This is a genomic window from Streptomyces sp. NBC_00829 (assembly GCF_045161795.1).
Taxonomy (GTDB): domain Bacteria; phylum Actinomycetota; class Actinomycetes; order Streptomycetales; family Streptomycetaceae; genus Streptomyces.
Window position 1 is genome coordinate 532,737 of the sequence record NZ_CP108867.1, and the last position, 21,998, is coordinate 554,734.

16 protein-coding genes and 1 pseudogene are annotated in these 21,998 nt (G+C 66.6%); 9 read left to right on the forward strand and 8 right to left on the reverse strand.

Going from position 1 to position 21,998, the window contains the following annotated elements; genetic code table 11:
* Nucleotides 1–106 precede the first annotated feature (106 nt).
* Both OG293_RS02195 and OG293_RS02200 read right to left on the reverse strand, forming a co-directional pair.
* Nucleotides 107–253: a hypothetical protein gene (locus OG293_RS02195; RefSeq protein ID WP_405997033.1), complete on the reverse strand. Its 147-nt coding sequence runs from the start codon at nucleotides 251–253 to the stop codon at nucleotides 107–109.
* Between the two features lie 116 nt (nucleotides 254–369).
* Nucleotides 370–663 (reverse strand): annotated as a pseudogene (locus OG293_RS02200) (serine hydrolase); the annotation flags it as partial.
* A 119-nt stretch (nucleotides 664–782) separates the two neighbouring features.
* Between OG293_RS02200 and OG293_RS02205 the strand changes: the two are divergent.
* The 6 genes from OG293_RS02205 to OG293_RS02230 all read left to right on the forward strand — a co-directional run bounded on the left by OG293_RS02205 (nucleotide 783) and on the right by OG293_RS02230 (nucleotide 9,858).
* Complete coding sequence (locus OG293_RS02205) at nucleotides 783–2,228, forward strand: glyceraldehyde-3-phosphate dehydrogenase (protein WP_405997034.1); 1,446 nt, start codon at nucleotides 783–785, stop codon at nucleotides 2,226–2,228.
* A 167-nt stretch (nucleotides 2,229–2,395) separates the two neighbouring features.
* Complete coding sequence (locus OG293_RS02210; RefSeq protein ID WP_405997035.1) at nucleotides 2,396–3,148, forward strand: TnsA-like heteromeric transposase endonuclease subunit; 753 nt, start codon at nucleotides 2,396–2,398, stop codon at nucleotides 3,146–3,148.
* Nucleotides 3,145–5,334, forward strand: a complete 2,190-nt coding sequence (locus tag OG293_RS02215) for an integrase (RefSeq protein WP_405997036.1) — start codon at nucleotides 3,145–3,147, stop codon at nucleotides 5,332–5,334. The genes OG293_RS02210 and OG293_RS02215 overlap by 4 nt, the downstream gene beginning before the upstream one ends.
* Before the next feature lie 158 nt (nucleotides 5,335–5,492).
* Nucleotides 5,493–6,458, forward strand: coding sequence for an ATP-binding protein (locus OG293_RS02220; RefSeq protein WP_405997037.1), 966 nt, complete (start codon nucleotides 5,493–5,495; stop codon nucleotides 6,456–6,458).
* Entirely contained in the window at nucleotides 6,455–9,040 is a 2,586-nt protein-coding gene (locus OG293_RS02225) for a TniQ family protein (RefSeq protein WP_405997038.1), read from the forward strand. The genes OG293_RS02220 and OG293_RS02225 overlap by 4 nt, the downstream gene beginning before the upstream one ends.
* A gap of 314 nt (nucleotides 9,041–9,354) precedes the next feature.
* A complete protein-coding gene (locus OG293_RS02230; RefSeq protein WP_405997039.1) occupies nucleotides 9,355–9,858 on the forward strand; it encodes a GNAT family N-acetyltransferase in 504 nt (167 codons plus the stop codon).
* A gap of 76 nt (nucleotides 9,859–9,934) precedes the next feature.
* Here OG293_RS02230 and OG293_RS02235 read toward each other — a convergent pair whose 3' ends face one another.
* A complete protein-coding gene (locus OG293_RS02235) occupies nucleotides 9,935–13,918 on the reverse strand; it encodes a hypothetical protein (RefSeq protein WP_405997040.1) in 3,984 nt (1,327 codons plus the stop codon).
* Nucleotides 13,919–13,958: 40 nt separating this feature from the next.
* Entirely contained in the window at nucleotides 13,959–16,781 is a 2,823-nt protein-coding gene (locus OG293_RS02240) for a hypothetical protein (protein ID WP_405997041.1), read from the reverse strand.
* Between the two features lie 299 nt (nucleotides 16,782–17,080).
* On the opposite strand from OG293_RS02240, the gene OG293_RS02245 reads away from it, so the two are divergent.
* Nucleotides 17,081–17,893, forward strand: coding sequence for an SAM-dependent methyltransferase (locus OG293_RS02245; RefSeq protein ID WP_406003482.1), 813 nt, complete (start codon nucleotides 17,081–17,083; stop codon nucleotides 17,891–17,893).
* Between the two features lie 224 nt (nucleotides 17,894–18,117).
* On the opposite strand, the gene OG293_RS02250 is transcribed toward OG293_RS02245, so the two are convergent.
* Both OG293_RS02250 and OG293_RS02255 read right to left on the reverse strand, forming a co-directional pair.
* The gene (locus tag OG293_RS02250; protein WP_405997042.1) at nucleotides 18,118–19,020 is read right to left on the reverse strand and encodes a helix-turn-helix domain-containing protein; all 903 of its coding nucleotides are present in this window, start codon (nucleotides 19,018–19,020) and stop codon (nucleotides 18,118–18,120) included.
* An 85-nt stretch (nucleotides 19,021–19,105) separates the two neighbouring features.
* Complete coding sequence (locus OG293_RS02255) at nucleotides 19,106–19,321, reverse strand: DUF397 domain-containing protein (RefSeq protein WP_406003483.1); 216 nt, start codon at nucleotides 19,319–19,321, stop codon at nucleotides 19,106–19,108.
* A 197-nt stretch (nucleotides 19,322–19,518) separates the two neighbouring features.
* Between OG293_RS02255 and OG293_RS02260 the strand changes: the two genes are divergently transcribed.
* Nucleotides 19,519–20,064, forward strand: coding sequence for an ATP-binding protein (locus tag OG293_RS02260; protein WP_405997043.1), 546 nt, complete (start codon nucleotides 19,519–19,521; stop codon nucleotides 20,062–20,064).
* Between the two features lie 91 nt (nucleotides 20,065–20,155).
* Here OG293_RS02260 and OG293_RS02265 read toward each other — a convergent pair whose 3' ends face one another.
* Nucleotides 20,156–20,326 carry a hypothetical protein gene (locus tag OG293_RS02265; RefSeq protein ID WP_405997044.1) on the reverse strand — a complete coding sequence of 57 codons (171 nt, stop codon included), beginning with the start codon at nucleotides 20,324–20,326 and terminating at the stop codon, nucleotides 20,156–20,158.
* A gap of 192 nt (nucleotides 20,327–20,518) precedes the next feature.
* Between OG293_RS02265 and OG293_RS02270 the strand changes: the two genes are divergently transcribed.
* Complete coding sequence (locus tag OG293_RS02270; protein WP_405997045.1) at nucleotides 20,519–21,064, forward strand: hypothetical protein; 546 nt, start codon at nucleotides 20,519–20,521, stop codon at nucleotides 21,062–21,064.
* A 95-nt stretch (nucleotides 21,065–21,159) separates the two neighbouring features.
* Here OG293_RS02270 and OG293_RS02275 read toward each other — a convergent pair whose 3' ends face one another.
* Entirely contained in the window at nucleotides 21,160–21,855 is a 696-nt protein-coding gene (locus OG293_RS02275) for a L,D-transpeptidase family protein (protein ID WP_406003484.1), read from the reverse strand.
* Between the last annotated feature and the right edge of the window lie 143 nt (nucleotides 21,856–21,998).

The window sequence follows — 21,998 nt, forward strand, 5'->3', positions numbered from 1 at the left end:
CATCATGCTATCGGTCGCGGAGGCAGGACCGTGGCCCGGAGGGGAGCAGGAGCGTTGGCTGCGCAGCGCCGCGTCCGCGGCATGGATGGCCCGGGGTCGTTCGCGGTCAGGTGTTCAGGGTCTGACAGACGCGGCAGAGCTCGTAGCGTCCGTAGGTCACCACACTCCCCCAGCCGCGGCACTCGTCGCAGTCGCGGGCCAGGTCGATGTCGGCTCGGGGAACAGGAGCATGGGGGTGGGCTCCAGTGATCATCACGTCATTTTCCTCGGGTAGAGGGCTATGCATGGCAAAACTATGACATTTTCTGCATAGCTATGCAATACCCGGCGCCAGCCGGGCGCGCCCCCGGCCGAGACCGGGCGCCTCACTCAGCGCCGGGCAACCGCGCCGTCGTAGACGTTGTCCGGGGTGACGATCCCCGTGATCGCCCGGGCGAGAAGCGTGGACGGCTCCTGGCCCTGGTGGCGGACGTCCGGGTTGATCAGGATGACCAGGGTGGCCTTCCGCGAGGGCAGGTAAACGGTCACGGTCTCGTATCCCGGGATGGAGCCGTTGTGCCCGATCCATCCGTCGGTCTCGAAGATTCCGAGGCCGTAGCCGGTACCGGGGAAGCCGGTCGGCAGCGTCTTGAGCCACTGCGCCTGGGTCTCGGGGCTGAGCACGCGCCGGCCGGACCTGCCGCCCGGACCATCCCGGCGGCATCCGCTAAGGGGCACCGTTTGAACGATCAAAGAAGTGGGGGGTTAGCATATGAGCGCCGCCTAGCTCGAAAGATAAACCTGTGACTGTCAATGACGACGCGTTCACCAACTGGAAAAACCGCGAGAAGATCGCGGAGTCGATGATCCCGATCATCGGGAAGCTGCACCGGGATCGGGACGTCACGGTCCTGCTTCACAGCCGCTCCTTGGTGAACAAGTCGGTGGTCAGCATCCTCAAGACCCACCGATTCGCCCGGCAGATCGCCGGTGAGGAGCTCTCGGTCACCGAGACCCTTCCGTTCCTGCAGGCTCTCACCACGCTCGATCTCGGCCCCTCCCAGATCGACATCGGCATGCTCGCCGCCACGTACAAGAGCGACGGCCGCGGGCTCTCCGTGGAGGAGTTCACCGCCGAAGCCGTCGCCGGCGCCACGGGTGCCGACAAGACCGAGCGCCGCGAGCCGCGCGATGTCGTCCTCTACGGATTCGGCCGCATCGGCCGCCTCGTCGCCCGACTGCTCATCGAGAAGGCCGGCTCCGGCAACGGCCTCCGGCTGCGCGCCATCGTCGTCCGCCAGGGCGGCGACCAGGACATCGTCAAGCGCGCCTCGCTGCTGCGCCGTGACTCCATCCACGGCCAGTTCCAGGGCACGATCACCGTCGACGAGGCGAACAGCACGATCATCGCCAACGGCAACGAGATCAAGGTGATCTACGCCGGCGACCCGACCGAGGTCGACTACACGGCGTACGGCATCAAGGGCGCCATCCTCATCGACAACACCGGCAAGTGGCGCGACCGCGAGGGCCTCTCGAAGCACCTGCGCCCCGGCATCGACAAGGTGGTGCTGACCGCGCCGGGCAAGGGCGACGTCCCCAACATCGTCCACGGCGTCAACCACGACACGATCAAGCCGGACGAGCAGATCCTGTCCTGTGCCTCCTGCACCACCAACGCGATCGTCCCGCCGCTGAAGGCGATGGCCGACGAGTACGGCGTCCTGCGCGGTCACGTGGAGACCGTCCACTCCTTCACCAACGACCAGAACCTGCTGGACAATTACCACGACTCCGACCGCCGCGGCCGCTCGGCGCCGCTGAACATGGTCATCACGGAGACCGGTGCCGCCTCCGCCGTCGCCAAGGCGCTGCCCGACCTCAAGGCTCCGATCACCGGCAGCTCGATCCGTGTCCCGGTGCCGGACGTCTCGATCGCGATCCTCAGCCTGCGGCTCGGGCGCGAGACCACCCGCGAGGATGTCCTCGACTACCTCCGCAATGTGTCGCTGACCTCGCCGCTCAAGCGCCAGATCGACTTCACCACCGCCCCCGACGCGGTTTCGAGCGACTTCATCGGCTCGCGCCACGCCTCGATCGTCGACGCCGGCGCCACCAAGGTCGACGGCGACAACGCGATCCTCTACCTGTGGTACGACAACGAGTTCGGCTACTCCTGCCAGGTCATCCGTGTCGTCCAGCACGTCTCCGGGGTGGAGTACCCGACGTACCCGGTTCCGGCGGTCTGATCCGGCTCTAGGATCCGCATGATCATTGACAATGAAGGCGCTTCATTGACATCGGATTGGCAAATCCGCGGTTCCTTTGACAATGGCTACGTTCAGTAGCGGTCCTCTCTGGGCCTCTTTCGATCTCCGCTGAGTCTGCAACGCCCGCTCTCCGTACCGTCTCAAGCATGGCAGTACGGAGAGCGGGCAGCCCCCGTCGTACGCGAAAAGTCCCTTCAGCCTCGATCCGGTACGTCGATGGATCGGTACGCGAAGTCCCGATCCGACAACTCAGGTTGACCGATTTTGCGGAGTCCCAGCCGTGGCGCGCTGTTCGCTCCGTCCACGGGATGGCCCACTACTCGGGCAAGTACTCGTCTGCAACGACGGGTGGGCACGTGGTCTACGAAAGCCGCCTGGAGCTGGCCCGATTGCTGCTGGCGGACTTCGATCCGGAAGTGCGGGGGATCTTTGCTCAGCCGTGCCGCCTGGCGGCCCGGGTCGGCGACCGGACTCGCCACCACGTGCCGGACTTTCTGCTGGTCATGCGTTCGGGGACCGTGCGGGTGGTGAACGTCAAGCCAGCGAGCCGCTTGAAGGATCGGAAGATCGTGGAGGCTCTTGCGTGGCCTGGCGAGCTGTTCCGGCAGCACGGCTGGGACTACGAAATCTGGTCCGGGGCGGATCGGGTGCTGCTGGAGAACGTGCGGTTCCTCGCTGCCTACCGACGTCCCGGTGTGGTGTCCGCGACGGACGCAGAGCAGGCATGGCAGCAAGTGGCCGACGGCGAAAAACTGGCCTTGGCTGAGCGCCAGTTGGCCAATGGGCGGTCCGCCGAGGAGGCGAGGCCGGCGTTTATGGCTCTGTTGTGGTCGGGACGGTTGACGACGGACCTGTCGCGTCCGTTGTCGGGTGAGTCGGTGCTGCGGAGGTGCGCATGAGCACGTGGACGACGCCCTTGCGGCCAGGGTTGCCGATCAGCTTCGACGGTGAACAATTCACGGTCGCCGAAATTGAGGGTCGCCGGATTCTTCTCCAGCCGGCTGGCTCTGTCGTCGGTGTCCCGCAGTGGCGGCAGGTTGATATCTCTGTGCTGTTGGCGCATCCCACCACCGAGATTCTCACTCCGGCCCCGCAAGGTGAACCAGCTGATGCGGCTGCCCTGAGCGGTCTCAGCGGCAAAGAGGACGACGAGCTGACCCGGCAGTTCCGGCATGTCCAGGAGGTCCGCACCAGCTATCAACTCGGCAGCGAGGAACTGGCTCTGCCGGGCGAGCCACGACCCGACTACGCGCCCGGAACACCGAAAATGCACCGGTACGCGGCCAAGGCGGCAGAACTGGGAGTCTCCGAAACCACGATCCGCAACTGGGTACGGCAAGTGAATAGCTCCGGCCCGGCCGGCCTGGGCCGCGACCGCCCTCGAAAGAGCGTGCTTGACAAGGTCGACCCTCGGTGGCTGGAGATGACCCGGTCAGTTTTGAAAGGCCACGAGAAGTCCTCCCGGCCGGTGCGGAGTCTGATCCTGATCGAGATCGAAGAGCGTCTGGTCAAGAAGCATGGGGATGGCACGGTCCCGCTTCCGGCCCGCACGACGGGCTATGAGGCACTTCGAGTGCTTACCAAGGGCACGAACGCCTTTGAGGGCAGCACGAAGGGGAAGAGGTCGATCGCGGACGCCCCGAAGGGGACCTACGGTCGGCTGCGCGCGACACGACCGGGCGAGTATGTGGTGCTGGACACCAACTGCCTGGACGTCTTCGCGATGGAACCGGTGACCTGCCGGTGGGTGCGGTGTGAGCTCACGGTCGCAATGGATCTCTATAGCCGGTGCATCACCGGGCTCCGCCTCACCCCGGTGTCGACGAAGTCAACGGACGTGGCCGGGGTGTTGTTCGAGACGGTCCGGCCACGAGACGTTTCGGGGGACGGGAGCGAGCCGCTGCCGTATTGCGGAGTGCCGTCCACCGTCGTGGTCGACGCGGACAAGCTCGTCGACCGGGACGGGCAGCCGCTGCTGCCCACGGTCGCGGCCGAGACGATCATCTATGACCACGGCAAGGTCTACCTGTCGAACCACATCGAGAGCGTCTGCGCGAAGCTGGACATCTCTCTGCAGCCGGCCCGGCCGAAGACACCGACCGACAAGCCGATCGAACGCTGGTTCCGGACCCTCAACCAGGGAGTGCTGGCCGCGCTGCCCGGCTACAAGGGCTCGGACGTGCACAGCCGCGGCGAAAAGGTCGAGGACGAGGCATTCTTCTTCATCGACGAACTCGAAGCGATCATCCGTGAATGGATCACTCTGATCTATCACAGGCGCCGCCACCGCGGCCTGCGAATTCCGGAGATCCCTGGGCTTCAGCTCAGTCCGCTGGACATGTTCGAGCACGGAGTCACCCGGGCGGGCCCACTGCGGATCCCCGCCCGCCCCAATATGGCTCTGGAGTTCCTGGAGGAGGAACGCGTCCCGATCCACCACTACGGCGTCGAGATCGAAGGGATGCGCTACAACGGGGATGCGCTGAACGACTACCGCAATCAGCCCAGCCCCTATCGTGGAGTGGACTCGGGCAAGTGGCCGATCGCGGTGGACCGCGGCGATATGCGCAAGGTGTATTTCCAGGACCCCGAGCTTCGGACGTGGCATACGCTCGACTGGGAACACGCGCCCGCACTGAATGGACCGTTCAGCAGAGAGGCGCTGGTCTACGCTCGCCGGATTGCGAAGAAGACGCACCGGTTCCCCGACACCAAACGCGCGTTGGTCGAACTCCTCGAACGGTGGGGCGCCGGATTGGCCGCGGATCGCACTGAGCGGCGCATGGCCCTCCGTCTGTCCCAGGAACGGCTACAGCTGGTGGGAGAGGACGATGAACCACGGGAGGCAGAGGACGAGGTCGCCTCGCTGCCGTCGGTCCGACGCATTGCCGTCCTGAGTCCATCCGAACAAGACCCAGCAGAAGCCGAGCCCGCCGATCCCGGCCTTGTCATCGTCGGAACTGAGGACAACGAACTTGGCGGGGACGACGACGAGGATGAGGAATGCGAGGCCGCCTTCCCGGGCGACGAATCCGCTCCCATAGATGAGGACGACTATTACGCCGATATCTGGGACAGCCGTTGAAAGCGCCGGACGGCGTCGAGCCGTTCGAAGGCGACGACCGCCAGTACAGTCCCACCCGGCTTCCGGGCTGGCTTCAGGAGGTCAACGGGCCGGACCGGATCCGACCGGAACAGCAGACCAGAGCGCAACTGGCTGGCCTCTCGCCGCGAGCGCTCTTGATGCATAACGACAGCCGGGCGGTCTGGCATGCCAATATCGGCCCGATTGACACCCCGCAACTCCTCCAACTACACGATGAGCTAGACGAGATTGTCGATTCGAACCGGCAGGACGGAGACAAGACGAAACCGGCAGCACTGCTGGACGCCTACCCCGGACTCGGAAAGAGCACCGCAGTCCGCGCCTACGGCCGGAAGCTATTCCGTGAACAGATCACTTTGCGCGGGGAAACCACCCCTAGCGGAGACCGCAGGGTCCCCATCATCTATATCGCACTGAGCGGGAACACACAGATCCGCGGCCTGAACGCTGCAATCTGCCGCTTCTACGGACTGCCGGTCACGGGAGACGCCGACACCCTGGCCGAGCGGGCTGTGGACGCGGTGTTATCCATGAGAACCGCCGTTTTCATCATCGACGACATCCACTTCCTGGCCGGAGCGAAAACCAACTCGGTTCGCATGTCCAACCAGTTGAAGTACCTGGCAAACGTCTTCCCTGTCACCCTCATCTATGTCGGCGTCGGAGTCCAGCAGCGCGGCATCCTCAGCGAGGGCTTCTCCGGCAAGAAGAACGAACTCGCCCAGTTCGGACGCCGCACCACTCCACTGACGTTGCTCCCTTTCCAGATCGAGAACGAGGAGGGGCGTCAGCAGTGGCAGGTCCTGCTGAAGACGATCGAGAAGAAGCTCGTCCTGGCGGAGAAGTACCCCGGGATGCTCGCCCGGGACCTTTCCGACTATCTCTACGCACGCTCCACCGGCCACTTCGCCTCCCTCATGGCACTGATCAACCGCGGCTGCCTCCGCGCCATCCGCAGCGGCCATGAGCGCCTCGACAAGGAGCTCATGGACCAGGTGAAGAACGACGTCGCCGCCGAGGAAGCCCGCAAGGAACTCGAAGCCGCCATCGAGGCCGGCCTGCTGACCAGCCATCCCGCATCACGCGGCAGGAAATCGGCATGACGGAATGGACGGATGACCGCATTCCTCTCTGGGTGCCCCCGGTTGAGGGGGAGTCCCTCGACAGCTGGCTGGCGGCATACGCCCGCCGCCTACGGACGGGCGTGCCGCAGTTCCTGAGCTTCATTGGTCTGCACAGAGCCCGTCCCAATCACATGGTCCGGTATCTGACAGACCGCGAACGGCAGGTACTTTCCGAACGCACGGGGCTCGCCTCGGAGGAACTGACGCCGATGACGCTCGAACCCTGGGACGGAGTGGCGGTGAACATCGACCGTCCGACGCGCCGTCTGAGCCGCCCACCGAACTGGCGGCACACCGGCAATACCAGCCGCTTCTGCCCCGGTTGTCTCGACGAAAGTGCTGGACGTTGGCAGATTTCATGGCGACTGCCGTGGTCATTTACCTGCACCCGGCACGGAATGCTGTTGCTCGACTGCTGCCCAGAATGCGGGCAACCGCCCGTGGTTCATGGGCGACAGCACCTGCGGAACGCTCCTGCGGGAGTCTGCCTCTACGGAACGGGCACTGCCGGCGCCGCCCCCTGCAAGTTCTTCCTGCCGCACGCGGCTACCCCCGTCCTCTCTGCAGACTCATTGGTCCTCAATACCCAGCAAGACGTCACCTCTAAATTCGTGCAAATCGGCGATTCACTGGACGACTCCTTGCTGCGTGGTCGCGAACTGGCTGTCCTCGGCCGGTCGGCACTGCGAGGGATCAACGACAGGCTGTCCACAGCGCCTTCCGTTGTCCATGAAGTCCTCGCGGAACTCGGTGGTGATCTGCCAGAACTAGCGAATCGAGAGAGCGGAGTGAACGCTCACGGTGTGGCAGTTGGCACCACCATCGCCAGGATTGCAGTGCACCAGGGCCGGGATGACGGTGACGCAGTCTTTGCTTGGTTGATGGAGGCCCAACGTTCGAGGCGGAAGAACACCTATCCGACATCCTGGCTCGTTGACTGGGTTCCAGCCGGACCCCGCGTGATGTCTCGTGCTCTGACCGCCGTGTCCAACGAACTGACCTGGACTGCGCGCCTGCGTTTCGGCACGACCACGAGCGGTCCAGCCTGGCCGACCCTCGCCGACGAAGACGTACAACGTCGAGCGGCCCGACTGCCGGCGATGCTCTGGCCCTCTTGGACAATCCGGATGTTGCCCCGCCTGCCCGAACCCCTATTCAGGTTGTCCGGACTCCGCCGAGCATGCGCGACTCTCCTCCTTATGCCTGGAACATTCTGGAACTACCCTAGAGCCGCTGAACTTTTGGGCAATCCCCGCACATCCGACAACAGGAATGCTCTCGATGCAGCACTCGAGAAGCACCGTCCCGATGAACTTGCCGCATTCATCGTCGAGTTGGCTCGCGCTATTGACGCTAATCCAGTTCCCATCGACTATCACCGTCGGCGGACCATCTTCTCCGAGGCCACCGTCAGCTTCGACCTGGACGCCTTCCATGAGTATTGCCGCCGTCGCGGCCTTCGGAGCGGACCGACGCAGATCAAGAGACTCCGGTGGCACCTTCTCAAGATTCTCCTCGGAGCAGACCCCGGCAGCTCATCCCGGACCCCGACCTGGAACACGAACCTGTCGCACCAGATCACCACAGAGCTCAAAGGATTCCTCTTCCAGCAGGCAGTAAAGAACCTGCAGGCTCACCAAATCGAAGAACCCGTGATTTGGCAACCACCGGCCACCTGGCTCGAAAAAAAAGGTGCGTGGACCGGAGAAGATCCCGAAAAGATCGACCACGCCGCACTCGCCGAGATGCTGATCGCGGGCCACCCGCTGACGGAGGTCGCGAAACATCTGAACATCAGCGAGGACCACGTCCTCTTGCACCTTGAAATGGCTGATATCGGTGGGACAGCGCCCGATCCCCCACCGCGTCCCAGCGTTCCGGGCCGCAACATTCCACGCCAAGATGTTCTCTCGCCACGACAACTGCAACGGTTCTACCAGGAACAGCGACTCTCTGTCGTCGATATCGCGCAGCTCGCGGCTTGCAGCTCTCGCACCGTTCGTCGAGCACTCGTCGAGGCCAAGATCCCTAGCTCGGCGCCCGGAGTTCCTCCCCTCCTACCAGGCATGGTTACCAGAGAGTGGCTGGAAGGGGAGTACGCCATGAAAGGACGCGGCTGCCTTGATATCGCGCACGAACTCGGCCTCCATCAAGACACCGTGTCGCGCTTCCTTCGGATTTGGGACATCCCACGACGTTCCAACGGACTCGGTTCGAACCCCTTCGCCCACCTCGGCGTTGCGCTCTCGCCAGAAATGCGACGCCTCAGTAATAGGAGGAGCTGCCTGCCGTGGCTGCGCAACCTCCTCCAAATACCCGGACACCCCGGCCTGTCGGCTGCCGCACCGGCAATGAGCGTCCCCGAGGTCACCCTCCGCCGGCAGCTCAGGATCATTGAAAGCGTCGTGGGGTTCAGCGTGATCGAGCGAACCAACCCGCTGTCTCCCACTCCGACAGGCGTGAGATTCCTGACCGAAGCTCGCGATCTCCTTGATCGTTTCGACAACCCCGCAACGCTGGTCGCAACCGGCTCGAGCAGGACCTCAGACCACTCACGGTGACTTCCGGAGCGGTGCTCAACTCCAAGATTGAGAAGCCCGGGCTGACAATGGCGTTGCTCATCTGGCCCGGATTTCAGCGTTTCCGCAGGAAACAGTGTCAATGATCATGGGGAACCTACACCGGCGGACCGTCCGGTCCGGTATCCCGTGAGGCGAGTCAGCGGTGGGGCGGCAATCGGCATCCGATTGCCGCCCCGCTGTGTCCCGCCACCGGCGGCGGGACACGGTAAGGCTCCCCGACAGATACCCAAGGGCGCACAGGCAGGGGCCCGTCGGCGCGCCCTCCCGGGCCGCCTAACAACTTACGGAGAGCCGTGATCCGGTCAGCCAGAGCGAGAGAGCTGACACAGCTTCAGGACATCGAGCGCGCCGCGGGGAAGGCCTTCGCCGACATCGGCATGGCCGCGATCGCGGAGGACGAACCGCCGTCCCTGAAGGTGCTGGGCGAGTACGAACAGGACGGCCGCGCCTGGGTGTGGGCCGACGACGACGACCTCCCCGTCGCCTATCTGATCGCGGAGCTGGTGGACGGCAGCGGACATGTCGAGCAAGTGTCCGTGCACCCCGGCCACGCCCGGAAGAGGATCGGCCAAGCCCTCATCGAGCAGGCCGAGGCCTGGGCCAGGGCGCAGGGGGCGACGGCACTGACCCTCACCACGTTCACCGAGGTGGTGTGGAACGGGCCGTACTACGAGAGGCTCGGCTTCCGGCTGCTGCCCGACGCCGAGCTGACGCCCGAACTCAGGGAGATCCGGGCCGCGGAGGCCGCACACGGTCTGGACAGGTGGCCGCGCGCCTGTATGCGCAAGGAACTCTGAGCCGGCGCGACCTCGACGCGCCGAGGCGTATGCCCGGCAGGCACCGGGTGTTGGCGGCGGGACCTGCCGACAGGGCCTACGGCAGGGGAACGATGTCCGCGTAGACCGTCTGAGTCCCGAGGGGACCGAACAGCTCACTCTCCGCGAAGTCCGACCCGGAGACGGCGGTCTCGGTCACCAGAAGCCGCAGTTGCCCCTGCGGCAGGGGCGAAGGAAGCGGGAACTCACCGGAGAAGGTCTGGACGGCGCTGAACGAGTCCTCCGTGTCGAGCCCGGTCTCGGTGTCCTGCAGGGTCGTCCAGGCGACGGCTTCGTCCTCGATGTCCGGGTCCCTGACCATCAGGAAGACGGACACCTGCGCGATGAGGCCGCTTCCGGGGTCGGTGATGTAGTTCGGCCCGGAGAGCCGAACCGTGAGCGGGTCGGTGCCTTCGACGGTCAGCACCCGTTCGGGCAGCGTCCTCAGCATGGGCGTGTGCACGATCGGGGATAGATGCTCACCCTCCAGCGAGTGCGGCTGAAAGCGCGCCAGCGCGAATCGTACGAAGGGGCTGTACGCCTCACCCGTGTCGATGTCCAGGTCGCAGACCCACCGGCCGCTGCGGCTGTCGAACTGAGGCTCGAAGCCCACTGCCGTGACAGTGAAGCCGGGGAAGAAGGCTTCCTGGTCCGGCAGCACGAGTCCGGAACGCTGCAGGGCGGCTCCGGGGAAGTGCGCCGATGTGGGGATGGTGACAGGCGCCGAGCGGCGCATGGGGTCGCGGCCCAGGAGGGTGATGAACGGATGGGCCCCGACCGGCGGTTCATCGCCTTCCTCGGCGACGAGTACGGCGAGGAGTTCGCCGCTGCCCGAGGTGAACCAGGGCCGGTCGAGGTAGACGCGCACCCCGCCTCCGCGGCGGCGCCGGGTGACGGTGTCCGGCAGATCGCCGGCCGTCTCGAAGGCCAGGGTCGGCAGGCAGTCGGACACGTCGGGGGCCGCGGGCTTGGTGCTGCTGAGGACGATGTGTTCCACCGGATCGCCCCGCCGCGAGAGCAGTTCCTGCTCGGGCTCCGCGGCGAATTCGGGCGGGAAGCAGTCGCCGAAGGGCGTGGTGGCCACGGGTTCGTACACCACCAGCCGGTGCTTGGTGTCGCCGAACTCCTGCATCTCCGGTGTGGGCGGGACGATTCCCAGGTCGTGTGCCGCCGCGGCGGCGGCGCCGGTGTTGAAGAAGAGCTGGTTGCCGCTGAGCGTGCTGGGGACGTTCATCGCGTCGATGTCATCTGTGAGCGGAGGGGCGAGGGCCAGCGGCAGCCGGAACACCGGGGCGCTGACCTCCCGCGTCCTGGGTCCCTGCTCGGTGAGGTCGTCGATGTCCTCGCTCCAGTGTGCGAGGAGGTCGATCCGCTCGGTGCTGGGAGCGTCCAGCTCGACGAAGCCCGCGAGGTGTTCGCCGGTGTCGCCGAGGCCTCGGCCGGTGATGTCGAACAGCGTCAGGGACGGGGTGATCAGGGGGCGCTGGACCGCGTGCACCAGGGTCAGCTCGTGCCAGGGGGTGGTCATCCAGTGCTGGTTGGCCCGTGCGGCTCCCATCACCTTCTCGAACCGCTCCCCGCCGCCGAGAGCCTCGCGGCACCAGTGGAGCATGCCGAGGATCTTCTCGTTGGCGGTGGCTTTGGAGCAGACCCGTACTTTCCTCACCGCCGCCTTCGGAAGCGCGACGGTCAGTACGCGGGCGACCGCGTCCAGTACGGGAGGGCCGGTCCCCTCGATGAGGCGCAGGCGCAGGGATTTCGGCGTGTGCCAGTCCGCGCCGCTCCAGGGGACTTCGAAGGGCTGTCCGTCGGGCAGTCCGGGCAGGTCCCGGAAGACCACGCCCAGCGACAGTGGATCGGGAAGGTACGGCAGCTCGATCTGTTCCCCGGTGTGCAGGACATAGCGCTGCGGCGGACTGCCCGGCGGGGAGGGGAGGTCGACGAAGGTGACCCCGTCCATCGCCGGATCGTCCAGCTCACGGTTCTCGCGCACGGCCAGGTCGTACACCGCCCGCCGGGTGCCCGGGTCCGAGGAGCCGATCGCCGTGTCGAGCAGACCGTGCCGCTCGACCGCCTCAAGCGAGATCTTGGGGGCGACCACATGCCGCTCGTCGACCGGCCGGTACGGCGGATGCGTCCCGTCGGTCACGGTCGCCGAGGCGTTGAAGTCATCGGCGTACTGCTGCGGCGACAGCTCTGCCGTGCTGCGGATCACCATGCGGTGTGCCGAATCGCCCTCCGTGAACGGCCCTCTGGGCACGAGCACCGGCGCGGGCACGGCCTCGTACCGGCGGAAGACCTCGCCTCCGGACGGGGGAAGGACCAGGACGTCCTGGTCCATGAGCCGCTCCGCCTCGTCCAGGGTGGGGCCGTTGCCTGCCAGGTCGACCGTACGGATCCTCAGGCGGTACGAGCGGCCGAAGCGCAGCCGTGGCAGCGTCCCCGGTCGTGCCGTGGCCTCGATCTCCAGCGGGAGCGCGGTGGCGGCCCGGTTGGTGATGCGCCGTGGCCCGGGCCCTTCACGCGTGGCGCCTTCCTGCGCCGGTCCCTCGTCGACGAGCACCAGGCCGGGGCGGGGCGCCGACAGCGCCCAGCCGTCCCAGCACACCACATGCTCGTGGACGTGGATGCGCTGCACGGGCCCTTCGGGCAGCACGAGGCTGACCTGGAAGAAGCCCTCGTCCGTCGCTGTGGCGACCGGCTCGGGGGCGTCGGCGTCGGAGCCGGGCGGGTTGTAGCTGACGACGCGTTGGTGCAGCGAGAACCATCGCTGCCGGCCTTCGTCGAAGACATCGATCCGGTGGCCGCGCACCAGGTCCTCCGCCGTGAGGACGAGGGAGGTGTCGCTCGCGAGTACGTCCTGCTGGGCCGCGGCGCGCCGGAAGTCGTCCTGGAGCGCCTGCGCCCGCCCGCCGCGTACGACCGCGAGCCCGGCCGTCCGAAGGCTCGGCGGTGCCGAATGCTCGGGGGTCTCTCCGTCGGGCGAGACCTCGGTCGGGACCGAGCTCGCGGCGGAGGCGGCGAGGAGCTTCAGGTTCACCCCGTCGATGTCGGCCTGCTCGATGGTGTACTCGGATTCGGGCAGCGCCAGCAGGCCGCGGGCGGGCGGGCCCAAGGGGTCTCCGCCCGAAGCGGCGGCGCAGAAGTCCTCGCCGAGGACCAGGGCGTAGAGGGTGGCGGGCGTCAGGTCCTGGGAGGCGGCGTCGGGCACCAGGGACAGGAAACGGGGGGACACCGCCAGACCCCGTTCTCCTCGGGTCGGCGTCAGCCGGTCGACGGGCAGGGTGAGGTCTATGACGAGGCCGAGCCGCCGCAGCAGCGTGGGGTGGTCGCCCAGCGCGGACAGCATCTGGTGGAAGTCGATCTGCGGCGGCTCCGGCCGGGGCACGGGCTCTGCTGTTCCCTCCCCGCGAGGTGCGGCGAACTCGGGCAGCTGACGCTCCTGCTGGTGGAAGGCGAGGAAGGCGTCCTGCGGGCTGAGTTCGGGCATCGCCGGCCCGTCGGGGTTGTCGATCGCGAGCTGGTCGGCCTCTGCCAGGGTGGCTGCGATGCCCTGCAGCTGGGTCGGGAGGTCCTCGGCCGCGGCGAATCCGGCGAACTCGCTCATGCCGCTGGCCGTCGGGATTTTGTCCGGTGAGTCCGCCGCGGCACCGGCGAAGGCCGCACGCGTCGTGTCCGCAAGTCCCTTGGCCGGGTAGGACACCTTGACCGGGCTTCTGAAGTCGTCGAATTCGTAGGGAACCACGGGGGTGTCGGATGGGAACAGCCGCTGCCACAGCGCCGGGTCGGCGGGTGTGCCCGAGAGGGTGAGCGGCCCGATCTCGGCGTCGGAGGGAGCGCCTTCCGCGTCGGTGGGGGTGAGCAGGAACAGAGCGGTGGCAAGCCGTGCGGGCCAGTCGAGGAAGTCGGGAAAGTCGGCCAGTGTGACCTCGGTGTCGGCGCCCAGTCGGGGTGCCACGAAGACGGAGATCCTGGCCAGGGTGCCGTCGGCCGACAGACCTGCGGGCAGCAGGACCCATTGAATGCGCTGATCGATGGTCACGGCCGGGTCCCGTCCTTTCGTTCGTTCCCGCCCGGCCGCCCTACTCGGCGAAGGCCAGGCAGTACTCGTCCCAGTCGGCCGGTTCGACGCAGTCGGCGAAGCCGGGGTCCGCAGGTGAGCCGCCGAAGCGGCGCTGAAGGCGGAGGGTTACGGACTTACTGAAGAACGCCACCCGCACGCTGACGCAGAGGCTCCCTTCGCCGAACACCTCCGAAGTGCCGTTTGTCTTGACGTACGTGAGGGCCAGATAGAACTCCACGGAGACGGTGATCAGTCCCAGGACGGAGAGGTAGCCGCCGCAGCGCAGATAGCCGGTGAGGGTGACCGAGCCCTCGGCGAGCTTGAAGTAGATCCCGCCCATCAGATGGACTCCGCCGCTGGCGACACCGAGGTCCAGGGAGGCGTTGCCGCCGAACTCCAGTGATCCTTCGACCAGTTGCACGCCTCGGGTGCTGACGACCATCGAGAAGAAACCGCCACCCCCGAAGATCGAGACGCTCAGGTTGAACGGGTGGTGCCGCTCGGAGATCGAGAAACGGAAGGAGGCCGGGCGGTCGTCGAAGGGGATCGTCAGCGCGGCGGTCAGGGTGACGTTGCTGAGGGCGAAGACACCGAGGGTCACGGCCGGGACTGCGAGCGTGTAGCCGGCGGTGATCCCCGTCGGCTTCACGTCCACGAAGGCGCCCTTGCCGAAGCCGTCGGTCGGCAGCAGGTCCTTGAGGGCATTGACGAATTCCAGGGCGTCCTTGAGCTCGACGTCCAGTCCCTCGGCCGTGAGATCGGGCCGGCAGCCCGGCCGGGCGGTGAAGGCGAGCCGTCCGAATCGCACGCGCACGATGCCCGCGAAGTCCAGTGCGAAGCCGTTCAGTTCGCCTCGCACCATCGACTGTTCGAGTGCCTGCGGCGAGCAGACGGTGCTGGCCTCCATGATCAGTGAGGCACCGGTCAGGTCGATGCTGGCGAAGCCCGTCGGATCGAGCGGAAGGGTGGACTGCTTGAGCCTGGGCTTCCAGAGGTAGCGGACCTCCCGGCCTTCCGCCAGCTCGCGGGCCCGCATGATCGGTACGGGCAGCAGTTCCTCGGACAGCCCCGTCATCCTGCGCCGGATCTCGTCCTCGCCCAGCCGGCTCAGTTCCTGGATCGAGGCGCCGGCGACATCGTCGAGCAGGGTGAACAGGTCGATCACACCGAGGAGTTTGGCCTGGCCGAAGATGCTCTGGAGCTGGTCCGTGCCCAGTCCCTGAACCGCTGCCTGGGCATCGGCGAAATCCGCCGGGAGCAGACCCGCGGCCGCCGTGATCGCCTGAACCGCCGAGTCCGGTCGCGCGATGCCGCCGCCTTTGCCGGCGCCGAAGGACACCGGGACCTCTTCGGCGAGCGAGAGGAAGGCTCCGGTGGCCTGTCCGTCCATGCCGAGCCGCAGGTAGTCGTTGTGGAGAGTGACTGCGCTCTCGGTGGCGAGTCCGGTGAGCTGCTCGACCGCGGGGACGCGCACCTGCGCCGCCTCCATGGCGGGAAGTACGCCCAGCGGATGTCCGGACGCGCCGGTCATGGACAGCATGAGGGAGGCCACGGGCATCGCGGTGGTTCCGGGCCTGTCGCCCGGAGGCGGGGCAAGGGCCGTGATCTGTCCGTTCAGCTGGACCCTTCTGCGGTCCTCGAACTCAGGGTTGTTGTACAGGGCGGCGACGGACTCCGTGTCTCCGGCGACAGTGCCGTCGACGAACACCAGGGGCAGGGTGAAACTGACGGCCCTCCCCTCGCTGTCGGTGCCGACGAGGGTGAACCGGTACGGCTGGCCGGTCTCTTCCACAGTCACCCAGAACAGCCCGCCGGCCTCGACGATCGGGGGCGTGGTGGTGTCGGTGATGCGCAGGGTCCGGAAGGGCATCTCCCGTCCTTCGTGGACGTATCCGGCGGATTGGCCGTAGGAGACCTCGGACTCACTGACGCTGATGCGCGTCTCCTGCCGCAGATAGGCGACGGAGGTACCGTCCCCGGGATCGCTGAACTTGCGCTCGCTGGTGCGTACGAGAAGCGCGCGATGTCCGGTGCTCAGATAGCCGCGCTGCGTCACTTGCACCATCTGGTCACGGCCGAGCTCGGCCATATGGTGATAGGCCGCGAGACTGGTCCCAAGCACCGATTCCCAGGCTCCGCCCATCCGTACGGACGCCCCCAGCGGCGTGATGACGAACCGTTCGGCGCGCAGGGGCTTGCGGACCGGGAGACCGTTCGGGGCGACCAGGTCCACGTCGTGGGTGAAGGACACGAGATCTTCGAGATTGTCGTCGTTGAGGGGCAGGTTGCTGCGCGGCGGCCGGTCCCGTGCCGTGGCGAAGGCGCGCAGCAGGGCGTCCCCGCCGTTCTCTCCTCGCAGCTCGGCATGGAACAGCTCGGACCGGCCGTCGATGTTCACCAGCTCGCTCGGCGTCGACCACTCGACGATTCCTTCATGCCCGAGCCGCACGCGGGTGGGGAACTCGATGCATGTGCGGGGCATGCCGCCGAAGATGTTGACGGTGGAAGGATCTGGCATGTCGTCGGGTACGGGCGTGGACTGCAGGTGATTCCAGTCCAGCAGCGCATCGGTGGAGAGCGCGATGGAATCCTCGCCGTCCGGCAGCCTGAACACCAGGGTGCTCTCGCCCGAGACGAACGTGGGTACGGTCTCGGGGAAGCCGTCCCCCGGCCTGACCACGGTCTCGCTGATGTGCTGGGCCGGGGCGGTGAACAGCAACAGCGCGTCTCCTCCGGGGACTTCGCGCACGAGACGGGTTCCGTCGCGTACGAGATTGATGACGTCGACCCGAAGCAGAAGCAGGTCCTCGACCCGCATGACGAAGAAGGGCTCGGCGGTCATGAGCGCCGCCTTCCGGTTGATGCCGGATATGCGCAGGAGGGCGGATGCCCGGTGGTCACACCACGTACGACGGCACGCCTTCGCCTTCAAGTGTGACAAGTGCTCGACCGGCACGCATCTTTTGTCCGAGTGCGGCTATCTCCCCACAGTCCGGCGGAGGGATGGTCGTGAAGGGCGCGGGCGTGGCTGAAAGACACCCTGCGCATCTGTTCACTTTTCCCTTGTCTATGCCGCGCGCAGACGCTCTCCCTAACATGGTCGTCTTACCATTTCTTTCTACCGACGCGGGTGAGTGCTGGATGCGAGGGGAGTCGTGGCGCCCAGACGCCATCGACACGACGGTGCCCAGCGTGGCGCGAATGTACGACTACTTTCTGGGAGGCAACGACAACTACCAGTCGGACCGCGACGCATGCGAACAGCTGCTGAAGCAGGTGCCCAGCACCAAGGTGCTGGCGGTCAACAACCGCCGCTTCCTGCAGCGAGTGGTGCGCATGCTGGCCTCCGAGTACGGCGTGCGTCAGTTCATCGACCACGGCTCCGGTCTTCCCACCCAGGACAACGTCCATCAGGTCGCGCAAGCCATTGACCCCACCTCGCGGGTGGTCTATGTCGACAGCGATCCCATCGTGCTCGCGCACGGGCGGGCCCTGCTCGACGAAAACGACCGCACGGCGGTCATCCAGGCAGACATGCGCGACACCGACGGCATTTTCGGCCACGCCGAGACGACGGGGCTGATTGATTTCAGTCAACCCGTCGCCGCGCTCTTCGTCTCGGTCATGCATTGCATCCCGGACGAGAGCGACCCGGCCGGTCTCGTCCGGCGCGTGGCGGAGCGCCTGGCGCCCGGAAGTTTCCTCGTCGTGTGCCAACTCGTCAGCGACCGGCCGGAGATCCGGCAGTTCGTGACGGACTTCATGGCCGAGGCCACGGGCGGCAATTGGGGCCGAGTGCGCGAGGAGCACGAAGTCACCGAGTACTTCAAAGGTCTGCGGATCCTCGAACCGGGCCTGGTGGAGGTGTCCACCTGGCGGCCGGACAACGACCTGGCTCCGGCACAGTTGACCGACGAATGGATCGAGTGGGGCGGCGTCGCCCGGCTCGGGTAGTCCGCCGAGCCTCGCCCCTCGGCGCCCGGCGGGCCCCGGCCACCCGCCAGCAGGCGGGTGGCACCCGGGCCGTCGGCGTTCCGCCCGGAGGTGCAGATCAGTCCGGAGGTGGAGATCAGTCCGGGGGCGGTCCAAGACCTGTCCAAGACCTCGGGTCCAGGATCTCGGGTCCAGGTTCTCGGGTCCAGGTTCTCGGGTCAGCGGGTTCGATTCCGAGGTCCGGGTCAGAGGGTGAAGATGCGCTCGCGCAGCATCGCCAGTGACTCGGCCGGCGTGAGCGCACAGGCTCCGAGCCGGTCCAGCATGTCCCGGTACTCCTCGACGACCTGCGGTTTCTGACTGAACGTCGAGTCGGTGAGATGCTCGATGTAGACGGCGTCCTTGAGGTCGCTCACCGCGAAGCGCAGATAGGTCACGCCGGTCCCGACTCCGACCGCGGCCGTCACATCGAGCGGCGCGATCTGGAGCGTGACCCGAGGGCGTTCCATCATCTTCACGAGATGTTCGAGCTGGGCCCGCATCACATCCCGGCCCCCGACCGCCCGCAGCAGGACGGACTCGTCGATCACCGCCCACAGCCACGGAGCGTCCGGCTGGTCGAGTTGACGCTGCCGCTCCTGACGTAGTTCGACCCGGCGCATCACATCGTGTGCGAGGAGACGGCCGGGGCCGGCCTGGACCACGGCACGGGTGTACGCGGGCGTCTGCAACAGTCCCGGCACGTAGTACGGCTCGTATGTGCGGATCCGTTCCGCCGCGCCCTCCAGGGCGACCAGTGGGGCGAAGAAGTCGGACAGGACGTCACTGAACGAGCGCCACCAGTCGGGACGGCGAGACTGGTCCACGAGCCGGAGAAACTCGTCGACGCGCTCCTCGCCGTCCACGCCGTAGAACCGGAGAAGGGCCAGGGCGTCGGCCCGCTTGCAGCCGTGGCGGCCCAGCTCGATCCGACTGGTTTTCGACTGGGAGAAGCCGAGCTGGCTGTCGACGCCTGAAGGATCCAGTCCGGCGGCGAGGCGCAGCTCACGCAGCTTGCCACCAAGGATCAGCTTCAGCGCCGTCGGATTCTTCTCGACCGAACCCAGTGGTCGCACGAACAGCGACGCGTGCGGGTCGACTGCAGCCATCGGGCGCTCCTGCGGACGCTGGGAAAGTGCCAGTATCCACCACTGCCCCTCTCCGATCCAGAACTCGGCCTGCCTGCACCCGATTTCAGCCGACGAGAACGTCGAAGTCGCCGCCTCGCGCACCCGCCACGAACGCCACAACCTCATCTCGCGTATAGATCAACACGGGCCCCTGAGGATGACGGGAGTTGCGGATCGCCACGCACCCATCAGGCAGCTTCGCCATCTCCACGCAGTTCCCCGTCGCGTTGCTGTGACTGCTCTTGGTCCACGTCACCGAACTCAGCTCACTCGCCGGCATGCCGTTGAAGAACCATTCCACTGCAACAGCCCCTTTTCTTTCGCACGTTCGTTCCCATCCTCCCGATGGCTGCAATCCCACATGCAATCCCACATGCAATTGCATTCACGGGAGGCGCTCGACCATACTCGGTCCACGGCAGCCGCCGCAGCGTCAAAGTCGAAGCCCCCAGGGGGACATGAACAGTGACGACTCACGTGTCAGTCTCACCGAGCACGAGCACCAGGCGCTCAAGCCGGCTCTGCACTACCGGGCCTGACGCGCCGTCACAGCCCGGACTGCCGCACTCCGGCGAGCCGCAGCGCCGACCGGACCAGGACTTCCGGCGCTCCGGATTCGCCGCCTGCGGCCTGGACGGTGACCGCCAAAACGCCGCCCAGGCGCGCGGCTTCGTCGCCTCCACCCTCTACGGATGGGGAGTGCAGCACCTCGCCCCGGACGCCTCACTGGTCGTCAGCGAACTGGTCACCAACGCCATCCGGCACGCCCTGGACCCGGCATCGACCGACAACGGGGACTATCCCGTCTGGCTGGGCCTCTTCCTTCACCCCGGTGACCTCGTCTGCGCGGTCACCGATCCGAGTTCGGCCCCGCCATGTCCGCGCCAGGCGGACGGCCGCGCGACGGGCGGCCGCGGTCTCACGCTCATCAGCTCGCTGTGCGAGAGCTGGTCGTGGTCGCTCACACCTCCACAAGGCAAGACCGTCTGGGCGACGCTGCCGCTTCGCTCGCCGGCTGTCTGAGACCGCGCCCTCGCCTTCGCCCGGAGTACGCCCGTAAGGGCCCGTCGAATTCGCCGCCGGTCGGGCCCTTCGTCATGGGGCAGGACGGATGTCACGTCACCAGCCGATCGCGAGCGTCAGATCCGCCGGCGGGCTGGAACTGTTCAGGATTCTGGACCAAGGACTGGTCGTCGAGGTCGTCGATGTCGTCGCAGGGCACGCAGTGCGAGCGGCCGTTCAGACGGGCCCCGCCGTACTCCGGCGCCGCTGCGGAATGAGCCATTGCCGGTCGGCTCCCGAATCCGCGGCCGGACGGCACTCACACAGTGCCGACAGCCCGCTACCCGGCGTAAACGCCCATGCCGGTGGCAATGACGGCGAGTCAGGGCGAGCGGACTGTTCCAGCCGGGAGTGCGTCCTACGGGCTGGAGTGGGTGCAGACGAGCGGCGGTGACCTCTCCTAGCCTCCGTCGCCATGCGCTTCACACACTTGAGACAGATCGCCTTCGCCGCGATCCTCGCCTTCGCCGTCGCCCTGCTCGGACTGGCCGCCCAGCCGGCTTCCGCCGACACGCCCGACGTGGCCTTCACCGTCGATCAGCCCGCCGTCACCCCGGGCTCCACCGTGAACGTGACGATGACGCTCACCAACAACCAGGCCACCGACATCGGGTTCGTCTACCAGTCCATCCAGCCGACCTGGGCCACGTCACAACGCGGCGATCTGAAGTACACATTCACCTCGTGCACCTCCGAAGGCGCCAGCTGTACCGGGACCGGCACCACCGGCCTCGAAGTGCGCTACACCCTCCCCCTGGCCCCCGGCGCCAGCCGTACCGTCACGCTCACGTTCCAGATCGCGGCCGACTCCGGCTGCAACGGCACCATCGCCTTCTACTCGTACATCTACTACGAGTACAACGGACACCAGAGCTCCAAGGACGGCATCTACAACACCCCGGCCACCCAGGTGAACTGCGCTCCCGCTCCCCAGCCCAGCTCACCGAACACCGCCGCCTGACCCCTGACCGCACATGAAAAGGCGCCTGGAGCGGCCCGGGACCATCCGGGCCACTCCAGGCGCGTTGCACGGACCGCGCGGGTCCGCCGGGTTGCTCAGGTGCCGGGCTTCCGGCCGTAGACGAAGACGTCGTCACCGTTGCGGAGCAGGCTCCAGTACTTGGCGGCAACGGTCTTGGTCATGTTCACGCACCCGTGGGAGCCGGGGGGCGCCCACATGCTGACGCCCACCGAGTGGAAGGCCTGGCCTCCGTCGAAGAACTGGCTGTAGGGCATCGGCACGTCGTACAGGCTCGACACGTGGTCGATGTCCCGCGAGTAGATCCTCTTCAGTCCCGTGCGGGTCTCGTAGCCGTTGCGGCCGGTACGCACCGCAACGGGTCCGTAGACCAGCTTCCTGCCGTCCTGGATCCAGCTGAGCTGGAGGGTCAGGTCGACACAGGCAATGCGACCCTTGTTCGTCGGGCACTTGCCGGCCTTGTTCGGGTTCTTCCCGACGGCCTTCTGCTTGGTCATGAGATCCATGACGCCCCAGGTGACGGGACCCGCCAGCCCCACATTCGGGCTGATCGAGTGCTTTGTCTGGAATGCCCGGATCGCTTTGCAGTCGGCGGCCGACTGCTTACCGTCCACCGGACGGCCGAGGAACCTCTCGACCTGCCTCTGGTACGCCCCGGTCTGCGTCGTGCACGACGCCGCCTGGGCGGTCGTGGTCCCCATGACCACGGAGAGCGGGGCCACCAGCGCGGTGACCCCGAGCGCGACGATTCCTCGTCTGCGAATATCCCCCACGACTGTCGACTCCTTCATACGCGCAGATTATGAGTTCCGCCTGGTAGACGGCACACACTACGGACTAGTTGCACGCGACAAAGAGACAGTTCCGTAACAACGGCCGAAGCGGACATGCGAGGCTCACCCGTCCGGCCCCGGGC

Excerpts from the sequence above, each read along its gene's own strand:
- OG293_RS02215 (WP_405997036.1), top strand. The coding sequence starts at position 3,145 with ATGAGCACGTGGACGACGCCCTTGCGGCCAGGGTTGCCGATCAGCTTC.
- OG293_RS02220 (WP_405997037.1), top strand. The coding sequence starts at position 5,493 with ATGCATAACGACAGCCGGGCGGTCTGGCATGCCAATATCGGCCCGATT.
- OG293_RS02265 (WP_405997044.1), bottom strand. The coding sequence starts at position 20,326 with ATGGCTCATTCCGCAGCGGCGCCGGAGTACGGCGGGGCCCGTCTGAAC.
- OG293_RS02255 (WP_406003483.1), bottom strand. The coding sequence starts at position 19,321 with ATGCCGGCGAGTGAGCTGAGTTCGGTGACGTGGACCAAGAGCAGTCAC.
- OG293_RS02225 (WP_405997038.1), top strand. The coding sequence starts at position 6,455 with ATGACGGAATGGACGGATGACCGCATTCCTCTCTGGGTGCCCCCGGTT.
- OG293_RS02240 (WP_405997041.1), bottom strand. The coding sequence starts at position 16,781 with ATGACCGCCGAGCCCTTCTTCGTCATGCGGGTCGAGGACCTGCTTCTG.
- OG293_RS02195 (WP_405997033.1), bottom strand. The coding sequence starts at position 253 with ATGATCACTGGAGCCCACCCCCATGCTCCTGTTCCCCGAGCCGACATC.
- OG293_RS02210 (WP_405997035.1), top strand. The coding sequence starts at position 2,396 with ATGGCAGTACGGAGAGCGGGCAGCCCCCGTCGTACGCGAAAAGTCCCT.
- OG293_RS02250 (WP_405997042.1), bottom strand. The coding sequence starts at position 19,020 with ATGGCTGCAGTCGACCCGCACGCGTCGCTGTTCGTGCGACCACTGGGT.
- OG293_RS02270 (WP_405997045.1), top strand. The coding sequence starts at position 20,519 with ATGCGCTTCACACACTTGAGACAGATCGCCTTCGCCGCGATCCTCGCC.
- OG293_RS02245 (WP_406003482.1), top strand. The coding sequence starts at position 17,081 with ATGCGAGGGGAGTCGTGGCGCCCAGACGCCATCGACACGACGGTGCCC.